Source organism: Pseudoalteromonas sp. T1lg122 (assembly GCF_002964825.1).
Lineage (GTDB): Bacteria > Pseudomonadota > Gammaproteobacteria > Enterobacterales > Alteromonadaceae > Pseudoalteromonas > Pseudoalteromonas gelatinilytica.
This window is the reverse complement of record NZ_PQCG01000031.1, coordinates 59,544-66,805: the sequence shown is the minus strand read 5'-3', so window position 1 is coordinate 66,805 and position 7,262 is coordinate 59,544. Positions and strand designations below refer to the sequence as shown.

Sequence of the window (7,262 nt, the reverse complement as noted above, 5' to 3'; positions counted from 1 at the left end):
TTGGTGAGAAATTGGAGCGGCACACGAGGCTCGAACTCGTGACCTCAACCTTGGCAAGGTTGCGCTCTACCAACTGAGCTAGTGCCGCATTCAAAAGTAGTCAGTAATTTGTCCGTTGTCGCACAACCTGAAGGTTGCGGTAAAACGTTCTGGCAACTGAGCTAGTGCCGCATTCAATTACTTAGAGACATACCAACCCCGCGGGGGTTAACGTCTTAAGCGGGGCAGGATTCTACAATAATCCGATGTGTTTGCAAATGTTTTTTACAAATTAAAGAATTTTTCTTGGTAAACCTTTAATTCCATGATCGAATCTTTGATATCGTCGAGGGCTAGATGTGAACCTTTTTTGTTCACTTGTGCTAACACGTCAGGTTTCCAGCGACGCGCAAGTTCTTTAACTGTGCTTACATCAAGGTTACGGTAGTGGAAGTAGTTTTCCAATTCAGGCATGTACTTATTCATAAAGCGGCGGTCTTGGCCGATAGAATTACCACACATAGGCGATGTACCCGCTGGCACCCATTGCTTTAAAAATGCCAATGTTTGATCAATTGCATCTTGTTCAGTGAAAGTACTTGCTTTACAGCGAGCTGTTAAACCAGATTGACCGTGCTGAGTTGTACACCACTCGTCCATGCCATCAAGCAGTTCATCACTTTGATGAATAGCAATAACAGGGCCTTCAGCCAAGATGTTTAAATCACTGTCGGTGACAACAGTGGCAATTTCGAGTATTTTATCTGTTGCTGGTTCGAGGCCAGTCATTTCCAGGTCGAGCCAGATAAGATTTGATTTATGAAAAGACATAGTTACCTTAGCGGTGCTTTCCTTTAGATCCAACGCATTTAGATATATCATATTAGTATCATCAGTCGACCTAAAGCTTTTTTTTCAAAAAGCCCGACATTTACTCAAGTTATAGGCCAAAAGTGGCAAAACAAAAGAAATTAAGTAAAGGCCAATCGCGTCGAATTAAGGCCAATCATCAAAAACGCCTCTCTAATGCAGACAAAAAGCAAGAGAAAGGGGCAACTGTGCAATGGCAAAATGACAATTTAGGCCCTGCCGAAAATGCGGTTGTGATCAGTCGATTTGGCCAACATGCCGATATCGAAACCGAATCAGGCGAAGTGCTGCGCTGTAATATACGCAGAACTGTATCAAGCCTTGTGTGTGGTGATGAAGTTATTTTTCGCCGTGCAAAAGTTAGCGAGGGCGACTTAGCTGGCGTTATTGAAGCAACCCATGAACGTCGCTCACAATTAACGCGCCCTGATTTTTATGCGGGGTAAAAGTCGTCGCTGCCAATATCGACCAAATTTTAATGGTTTCTGCGGTATTGCCTGAGTTTACACCAAACATTATCGACCGCTATTTAGTTGCCTGTGAAGACATGGGTATTGAGCCTATTTTAGTGCTTAACAAAATAGATTTAATTGACGATGAAGGCCTTGCTTTTATTGATGAAATTCTCGATATCTATCGTGAGCTAGGTTATCAAGTACTGTTAGTCAGTAATAAAACCGGTCAAGGCATTGATGAGCTTAAACAAAAACTGGTTGGTAAAAACAGCATTTTTGTTGGTCAAAGTGGTGTGGGTAAATCAACCTTAGTAAACACTGTACTGCCAGATGCAGACATCCTAACCCAAGAAGTCTCTGAGAATAGCGGTCTTGGTCAACACACAACAACCGTATCGCGATTACACCATTTACCAAGTGGTGGTAACCTAATCGACTCACCGGGAATTCGTGAGTTTGGCTTATGGCATTTAGAGGTTGAGCGCGTTACTTGGTGCTTTAAAGAGTTCCGTGATTTTATTGGTGGCTGTCGTTTTCGCGATTGTAAGCATTTAAACGATCCTGGCTGTATAATTCGCCAAGCTGTTGATGATGGTGAAATTTCAGAACTTCGCTTTGACAGTTACCACCGAATTTTAGAAACTATGGCCGACGGCCGTGCTGGTGCACGCGCTCCTCGCGTATAACTATTTAGGAAATAACAAGTGAGTTTAGATAAATTCAAAATTGCTATGCAATATGCCATGCCAAAACATTTCATTTCGCGCATGGTTGGCAAGTTAGCAGCAGCAAAAGCGGGTGGCTTAACAACGGCCTTAATTAAATTGTTTATCAAACAATACAAAATTGATATGAGTGAGGCTAAATACCCAGATCCAGCTCATTACAAAACTTTTAATGAGTTTTTCACTCGCCCATTAAAAGAAGGTATTCGTCCACTTGCTGAAGAAAGCGACATTATTGCTCACCCAGTTGATGGTGCAATTAGCCAATTAGGCGATGTAGTCGACGGTCAAATCATCCAAGCAAAAGGCCATGACTACAGCTTACAAGCACTCCTTGGTGGCAAAGAAGAAGACACAGCGCCGTTTTTAGGCGGTAAGTTTGCCACTATTTATTTAGCGCCTAAAGATTACCACCGTATTCACATGCCTGTTGATGGTACACTGAGCAAAATGATCTACGTACCGGGTGATTTATTTTCGGTAAACCCGTTAACAGCACAAAATGTTCCTAACCTATTTGCTCGTAACGAGCGTGTTGTGGCTATCTTTGAAACTGAAATTGGCCCGCTAGCCATGGTACTTGTAGGTGCGACAATTGTTGCTAGCATCGAGACTATTTGGGCAGGCACAGTCACGCCACCAGCAGGTAAAGATGTATTTAGTTGGAATTACCCAACTACAGGTGACAACGCGATTACTCTGAAGAAGGGTGAAGAAATGGGTCGCTTTAAGTTAGGCTCTACCGTTATTTTAGCCTGGGGAGCAAATCAAGCTGAGTTCTTATCAGATCAACACCCAGAAACAGTGACCCGCATGGGCACACCATTTGCGAAAATTAACGACTAATAAGTTCAATTAAGCAAACCACTTGAGCAAAAGTGGTTTGCTTAAAATTCACTTTAAATCGCGCCTACACCCCACGATTACACTCTGAGCACTCACTATCTTTTTGAATATTAAAGCGCTGCTGCATTAGCGTTAGCCCATCAAATTGAATAAACTCGCTACCCGTTTTATGGCCAAGCAATATATTGATAGCCAATAAACTTTGCATGCTTCCCATAACACCCAGTAACGGGCTCAATACCCCAGCATTGTCACAATTAAGTACTGTTTGCTCCTCCGTTTGCGGGAATATACAGCCATAGCAAGGGCTCTGTTCATCACGAAAATCAAAACTCATCACCTGCCCCTGCGTTGCAATGGCAGCGGCTGATACAAGTGGGATAGATTTAGCTAAACAATAGCGATTAACCAAATAGCGGGTAGCAAAGTTATCACTGCAATCAAGGATGATGTCAGCCCCATCAAGAAGCTCAGCACAGTTACTTTCATCAAGCTTTTGGCATAGGGGCTTAACCGTAATTTGATTATTTAAACTGCTTAACACCTTGGTTGCCGCCTGTGTTTTTGCCTGCCCCATGTGGTTCACTTTATAGAGTATTTGTCGCTGTAGGTTTGAAAGCTCAACCTTATCATCGTCTATTAAAGTGAGCGTTCCGATACCCGCCGCCGCTAAATAAAACAGTGCAGGTGAGCCAAGCCCACCCGCCCCGACAACCACAATATGTGCAGACTTTAACTTTTGCTGCCCCGCATGCCCCACCTCTTTGAGTAGCAAGTGGCGGCTATAACGAATTTGCTCTTTGTCGCTAAACGCGCTCATGCTAAGACTGACCTTCGACCAGCTGTTTTAACTTGGCAATGGCTAATTGGTAGTCTTCGGCTTCGGTAATTGCACGTACTACGGCAACACTGCCAACCCCCGTGCTCGCAACTTGCTCTGCACGTGATATATCAATTCCACCAATTGCCACCGTTGGATAATCAGCCATTAGCGGCACAAATTTTTCGAGCTTTTCTAAGCCTTGAATTTGCCCTGTCATGTCTTTGGTGGTGGTTGGGTAAATAGCACCAAACGCCATATAACTTGGTCTGTAATTATGTGCACGCAGCATCTCATAAAAGCCATGAGTCGATACACCTAAGCGTAACCCCGCCTCTTTTATGGCAATTAAATTAGCGGTTTGTAAGTCTTCTTGTCCTAAATGCACACCATAAGCACCGTGCTTAATCGCCAACTGCCAATAATCATTGATATACACCTGCGCATCGTACTTCTGCCCCAGCATAACCGCACTTGCAATCGACTCATCAAGTGCTGCATCGTCTGCATTTTTCATTCTTAATTGAACTGTTTTAACCCCTTCGGCTAAACACTTCTCTAACCAATCAACCGTATCTACAACGGCATACAGCCCAAGCTGTTTAGAGTCGCACTCGGCAAAGCCTGCTGCCATGGTAAAATCAACCGGGCAATCAAAGTCGAGCTCATCACCCAGCCAACTTCCCGCCTCGATGACTTGTGGATAATCTGCTAGATTTGTTGGAAAGCAAGTGTGCGCAACGGGGCCAATCCCTTCACCATAACGAACGGCTGCTTTTAATCCTTGGTTGATATAGGCTTTCGCTAAAATAAAGGCATCTTTGAGTGGATACTGTTTGGCTAAACACGCGGCAATCACAGAAGCCATACTACATCCTGTGCCATGACTATGCGGAGTTTGAATTTTTTCGTTGCCAAGCCAATATGCCTGCTCACCTTGCACGCAGTAATCAATGCAGTAGCCACTTGGGTAATCCCAATGACCCCCTTTGATGATCACCGCTTTTGCACCATAGCCTGTTAACTTCTCGGCGGCTTCTTTCACTGCGCTTGGGCCAATCAGGTAAACACCGGTTAATAGCTGTGTTTCGTGGGTGTTCGGTGTTACAACATCGACTAATGGCAATAAACACTCTTTGATAGCACTAACAGTATCTTCTTCTGTTAATAAATCACCACTGGAGGCAATGGCAACCGGATCATAAACAACCAAAGGCGGCTCTGCCCAAGTTGCTTTGTAATGTTTTAAATGCTCACTAATAAGCTGTATTTGCTGCACATTGGCAAGCATGCCAATTTTAATCACGCTGGCAGGCATATCACTGGCTAAGGCTAATAGTTGCGACTCAATCACTTCTGTTGATATCGGGTTCAGCGCTTCTACACCTAAACTATTTTGTGCCGTTAAAGCAGTAATAACCGTACAGCCATGTACATTAAAACTTTGCATTGCCTTGATGTCGGCTTGAATTCCTGCACCGCCGCCCGAATCTGAGCCAGCTATGGTCCATACAACCTGATTCATGTTATTCCTCACATTTTATTCTTGATGCCAAAATGGCATTCCGAGCGTCGGCGTTGATGGGCTTGCTACGTCTTTTTCTGGCATCGCTTTAGCCAAATAGCTATACCGCCCCGCTTCAACAGCACTCTTAAACGCTTTACTCATCGTCACTGGGCAACCTGCACCTGCAATTGCCGAATTTAATAATACGGCATCATACCCTAATTCAAGCGCTTGGCAGGCATGAGATGGTAAACCTAAGCCCGCATCAACAATCAACGTATGGTTTGGCAAGCGCTCACGGATCATTTTTAAGTTGTAAGGATTCAGCAAGCCTTTACCCGTGCCAATCGGTGCGCCCCAAGGCATTAGTACTTCGCAGCCTAAATCAGCGAGGCGCTGACACAGCACTAAATCATCTGTGCAATAAGGTAAAACTTTAAAGCCATCGGCCAATAAAACTTTAGTGGCTTCGAGCAGTGCGATTGGATCTGGCTGTAAATTATATTCATCACCAATTAGTTCTAACTTGATCCAATCAGTGGCGAACACTTCGCGGCACATTTGCGCCAAGGTCACCGCCTCTTTTACGCTATGACAACCCGCCGTATTTGGCAGCACCTTTAACCCGGTGTTTTTTATCAATTGCCAAAAATCATCACCCGCAGAAGCGCTTTGCTGACGTCTCAATGAAACGGTGACAATTTCAGCCTGTGAGGCCACTATCGACTCTGTCATAACACTTGGCGAAGGGTACAGTGCTGAGCCAATCAGTAAACGACTCGTAAATTGCTCACCATAAACCGAAAAACTATCCATCTTAGCCTCCTTGAATTGGCGACAATAACTCAATACTGTCGCCTTCGTTGAGGGTTTTAGCATCGCATTGACTGCGCGGTACAAAGTCACCATTAACGGCAACGGCAAATGGAGGTCTTGCGCCAAACTGGCTCAACACCTGAGTGAGCGATGTATTGTCGTTCACTGTAACTGACTGACCATTAATTAAAATATTCATTTTTATCCTTAAGCAATTAAGCTCACTGCGTCATCAACCACCTGAGGCGCAAGTAAATAGCCATGACGGTACAAGCCATTAATACTGATCACTCGACCTTGCTTTGTGACTTTCGGGCGGTTGTCTGCAAACGCTGGACGAAGCCCTGATTGCAAGCTCTCGATACGCCCTTCAGCAAAGCCGCTATGCACGGTATAAGCAGCAGACAATAGCTCCAGCGCCGAGCGCACGGTGACTTTACCGCGGTCTTGCGATTCGATTTCAGTCGCACCAATCACAAATTGATGATTTGGCTTAGGAGCAATATAAATTGGGTAACGCGGATGCATCAGTCGTATCGGTCTGGTTAGGTTCACCTCTGGTGCATATAAACGCGCCACCTCCCCTCTTACTCCACGCAGTAAGGGTTCAGCATGTTTAGCACCTAAGCCGCGGCAATCAAATACATAATCAAAGCTTTGGCCATTCACTTGATGGGCGTTCAACTCAACTTTACAGCCAAAGTTAAATTGCACCCCTTGCGAGGTAAGCTTTTTAAAACTGGAACTATAAAATGCCTGATTATCGAGTTGCCCTTCACAAGGTAAATACACACCTTGGTGGAACCGCCCAGCTAGTTCTGGCTCAAGGTCTGCGATTTGAGTGCCAACCAATGCCTGTGCCTGATAGCTTTCAAGCGGTTTTAAGCGGCTCACAAAACTTTGTAAATCGCCTTTATCTTGCTGATGAGCAACCACTAAACTGCCTGTTTGTTGAAAATACACAGCGTCATCGAGCTCACTTAAAATTTGCTGCCAACGAATGATGCTATTAAGCCCTTGTATGGCCAAATCCTGTTCACACAGTACTGATTCAGCTAGGGGGGCTAACATCGCTGCAGCAACGCTGCCGGCACTGTTGCTAGCATGTTCATCATCTTGCTCAAACACACTTAACTGATGCTCTTTAGCAAGTGCCAATGCAGTTAAACGGCCAGTTAAACCAAAACCCAGTATCGCTATCTTTAAAGACATAAACTTTCTAGGCGCTAGGCTCTAGGCCCTAG

7 protein-coding genes, 1 tRNA gene and 1 pseudogene are annotated in these 7,262 nt (G+C 44.7%); 2 read left to right on the top strand and 7 right to left on the bottom strand.

The genetic code is table 11. The features are described 5' to 3' along the window. Positions 1-12 precede the first annotated feature (12 nt). Both C2M33_RS11095 and orn read right to left on the bottom strand, forming a co-directional pair. Positions 13-88, bottom strand: a tRNA-Gly gene (locus C2M33_RS11095). A 176-nt stretch (positions 89-264) separates the two neighbouring features. Beyond that, on the bottom strand, positions 265-810 hold the full coding sequence (gene orn, locus C2M33_RS11090) for an oligoribonuclease (protein ID WP_063702754.1): 546 nt from the start codon (positions 808-810) through the stop codon (positions 265-267). Between the two features lie 122 nt (positions 811-932). On the opposite strand from orn, the pseudogene rsgA reads away from it, so the two are divergent. Together rsgA and asd are read left to right on the top strand one after the other, a co-directional pair. Then, a pseudogene (gene rsgA / locus C2M33_RS11085) lies at positions 933-1,990 on the top strand (small ribosomal subunit biogenesis GTPase RsgA). A gap of 18 nt (positions 1,991-2,008) precedes the next feature. Then, positions 2,009-2,875, top strand: a complete 867-nt coding sequence (asd, locus tag C2M33_RS11080; RefSeq protein WP_175083551.1) for an archaetidylserine decarboxylase — start codon at positions 2,009-2,011, stop codon at positions 2,873-2,875. Positions 2,876-2,939: 64 nt separating this feature from the next. On the opposite strand, the gene C2M33_RS11075 is transcribed toward asd, so the two are convergent. Genes C2M33_RS11075 through C2M33_RS11055 form a run of 5 tightly spaced genes read right to left on the bottom strand, consistent with a single transcriptional unit; the run spans position 2,940 to position 7,230 of the window. Next, positions 2,940-3,695, bottom strand: coding sequence for a HesA/MoeB/ThiF family protein (locus C2M33_RS11075; RefSeq protein ID WP_105174464.1), 756 nt, complete (start codon positions 3,693-3,695; stop codon positions 2,940-2,942). Position 3,696: 1 nt separating this feature from the next. Further along, a complete protein-coding gene (gene thiE, locus C2M33_RS11070; RefSeq protein ID WP_105174463.1) occupies positions 3,697-5,220 on the bottom strand; it encodes a thiamine phosphate synthase in 1,524 nt (507 codons plus the stop codon). A 15-nt stretch (positions 5,221-5,235) separates the two neighbouring features. Further along, positions 5,236-6,018 (bottom strand): thiazole synthase, encoded by a 783-nt coding sequence (locus tag C2M33_RS11065; RefSeq protein ID WP_105174462.1) that lies wholly within the window; start codon positions 6,016-6,018, stop codon positions 5,236-5,238. A 1-nt stretch (position 6,019) separates the two neighbouring features. Next, positions 6,020-6,217 (bottom strand): sulfur carrier protein ThiS, encoded by a 198-nt coding sequence (gene thiS, locus C2M33_RS11060; RefSeq protein ID WP_105174461.1) that lies wholly within the window; start codon positions 6,215-6,217, stop codon positions 6,020-6,022. Positions 6,218-6,225: 8 nt separating this feature from the next. Continuing rightward, a complete protein-coding gene (locus C2M33_RS11055) occupies positions 6,226-7,230 on the bottom strand; it encodes an FAD-dependent oxidoreductase (RefSeq protein WP_105174460.1) in 1,005 nt (334 codons plus the stop codon). Positions 7,231-7,262 lie beyond the last annotated feature (32 nt).